Below are 2,594 nucleotides of genomic sequence, written 5' to 3'. Positions count from 1 at the left end.
AACTCCACTACAAGGCGCAGCTCGAAGCCAACCTCACCGCCCCCAAGGCGCAGGAACTTGCGGCGCTCGAAGGTGCTAATATGCAAACCATCATGGATGTATATGATGCACTGCGCATCGATGCGGATGTGGGGGAGTGGATTGAGAGGATACGGGGGCATGAGTGGGTGAAGGTGGTGGAAGGAGATAGTAATGCTTAATGTTAAATATAAAGATTATAAGTTGCTAAATGGCACTAAAAAACGATTGGTTCAACAAGTTAGTGACGGCTCTATCATAAAGAGATTCGATCTAACCCCAATTCCTCGGGAACTAACAGATGCAGTATGTCCCCACTTTCTTGAATTGAAATGGAGTTATGGATGCCCATATAATTGCGCTTGGTGCTACTTACAAGGAACACTAAGAATGTTACCTACAAAAAAGCGTCCTGTCATCAAGGATTATAAGAAAATAGAAAAGCATCTTAGGGCGTTTTTCGATGAAACGATTAATAACGGATATGGTAGTGAAATTCTTAACTGTGGGGAACTGTCGGATTCTTTAATGTGGGAAGGCAATGGAAATCCATTTTCTGAATTTGTTGCATCACTTTTTGAGAATCAAAGTAAACATAAAGTCTTATTCTTAACGAAATCAAATGAAATTGATAATATCTTAAAGTTAGACACCAATAATATAATTCCAAGTTTTACATTCAATACCCATTCAGTCGCGAAACGATGGGAAAAGGGAGCTCCAGAAGTTGAAAAAAGAATGGAAGCTGCCAAAAAACTGTCCGAAAACGGTTATTCGATCAGAATAAGAATAGACCCTATGCTTCCAGTGGAAAACTGGAACCAAAAATATGTTGAATTGCTGGATGATGTGTTTTCCAATTTCGTTCCTGAAAGAATTACATTTGGTTCATTGAGAGGATTGCAGAGCACCATCAACAATTCTGCAGATAAAAGCTGGGTTGAATATCTTTCTGAGAAATCAAATTGGGGAAAGAAGGTTGATTTTGAACTGAGATATTTGATGTATAGGTCTATTTTGGATCACTTAAAAGAAAAGTATAATTATGAAAATGTTGCACTATGTAAAGAAACTAAAGGAATGTGGGAGAAGCTAGAGATGGATTATACGAAGATAAGATGCAATTGTGTGTGGTGAGGATTATGTCAAAGTCAAACATATCAACCACAACGTGGCCTATAGAACCTCATACCCAAGCAAAACACGAAATATTGAAGCGATATCTTCAAGCGTGGTACCCAATCTTAAGCAAGTTTAATGGTAGAATTTTGTATATAGATGGTTTTGCCGGTCCTGGTGAATATTCAAACGGTGAACTTGGGTCACCAATTATTGCAATCAATGAAGCAATAAACCATAAAATAAAATTAAATGCAAAAATTTTATTCTTATTTATTGAGGCAAAAAAAGATCGTTGCGAACATCTGGAAAATGTGATAAATAAAATAGACCTCCCAACTAATATTAAATATGAAGTTATATGTAGCAAATTTGATGAAACCCTTATTTCAATATTTGACAATCTTAACGAACAGGAGAAACACATTGCCCCAACATTTGCATTTATAGATCCATTTGGTTTTTCGGATACTCCTTTTTCAGTTATTGAACGGCTTCTGAGTTACAAGAAATGTGAAGTTCTTATTACATTTATGTCAGGATTTATGAACAGATTCAAAGGTGAATCGCCAAAAAATAAGCATTTTAATGCGCTTTTTGGCACTCCTGATTGGCAGCAAGTTATTACAGAAGATTCGGATGCAGGAGATATTGTTACGTTTTATCAAAATACTTTAAAGTCAGTCGCAAACTATGTCCATTCCTTCGAAATGATAAATAAGTTCAATCAAACAATATATCACTTAATTTTCTGTACAAATAGTATCAAAGGGCTTAAAGAAATGAAGCGTGCTATGTGGAAAGTTGATGAAACTGGCACGTTCAGTTTTTCAGACAATACTGATCCATATCAAACTGTTTTGTTTGAACATGAGCCAGATTACCAACACCTGAAAAGTTTAATCCTTAACAAATTCAAAGGAAAAATGGTTTCAATAAAGGAAATTGAAAATTTTGTCATAACCAAAACACCATATCGCGAAACTCATTTCAAAACACAGATTTTGAAACCGATGGAATATGCAAGTCCACCAGAGACAGAAATACTGAGTAAAAAAGATAGACGAAAAGGAACATATCCTGATGGTACAAATATTAGATTTTTGTGATGCAATAAAGGCGGCACAAGCAAATGAATAAATCTCATACCACAAAAATCACAAAACGTACGCAAGCCATCAACACCTCGCTCCGTCTCAAACCATATTACTATTCCCAAATCGCCGCTAAAGTTGCCCCCCACCTCGAACCAATAAATTACGACCGCTGGTCAGACCTCCACTGGAAGGCGCAGCTCGAAGGCGACCTGACCGCCCCCGAAGCGCAGGAGCATGCAGCGTTTGAAAGTGCCAACATGGCAACCATCGAAAAGGTGTACCAGCGCCTCAGGAACGATAAGGAGATTCAGGCGCACATCGAGAAGATAAAGGCGCATCCGTGGGTGCGGGTGGTGGAAG

3 protein-coding genes are annotated in these 2,594 nt (G+C 38.0%); all 3 read left to right on the top strand.

Annotated features, from left to right (window positions below; translation table 11 throughout):
• The first annotated feature begins 192 nt into the window (after positions 1–192).
• Positions 193–1,155, top strand: a complete 963-nt coding sequence (locus IBX40_12625; protein MBE0525154.1) for a hypothetical protein — start codon at positions 193–195, stop codon at positions 1,153–1,155.
• Between the two features lie 5 nt (positions 1,156–1,160).
• The gene (gene tcmP, locus IBX40_12620) at positions 1,161–2,246 is read left to right on the top strand and encodes a three-Cys-motif partner protein TcmP (GenBank protein MBE0525153.1); all 1,086 of its coding nucleotides are present in this window, start codon (positions 1,161–1,163) and stop codon (positions 2,244–2,246) included.
• A 23-nt stretch (positions 2,247–2,269) separates the two neighbouring features.
• Positions 2,270–2,594 (top strand): hypothetical protein (locus IBX40_12615; GenBank protein ID MBE0525152.1); only part of this gene is annotated, 325 nt, incomplete at its 3' end.

Source organism: Methanosarcinales archaeon, from assembly GCA_014859725.1.
Lineage (GTDB): Archaea > Halobacteriota > Methanosarcinia > Methanosarcinales > Methanocomedenaceae > Kmv04.
This window is presented reverse-complemented; position numbering and strand designations above follow the sequence as displayed.

Excerpts from the sequence above, each read along its gene's own strand:
- tcmP (MBE0525153.1), top strand. The coding sequence starts at position 1,161 with ATGTCAAAGTCAAACATATCAACCACAACGTGGCCTATAGAACCTCAT.
- IBX40_12625 (MBE0525154.1), top strand. The coding sequence starts at position 193 with ATGCTTAATGTTAAATATAAAGATTATAAGTTGCTAAATGGCACTAAA.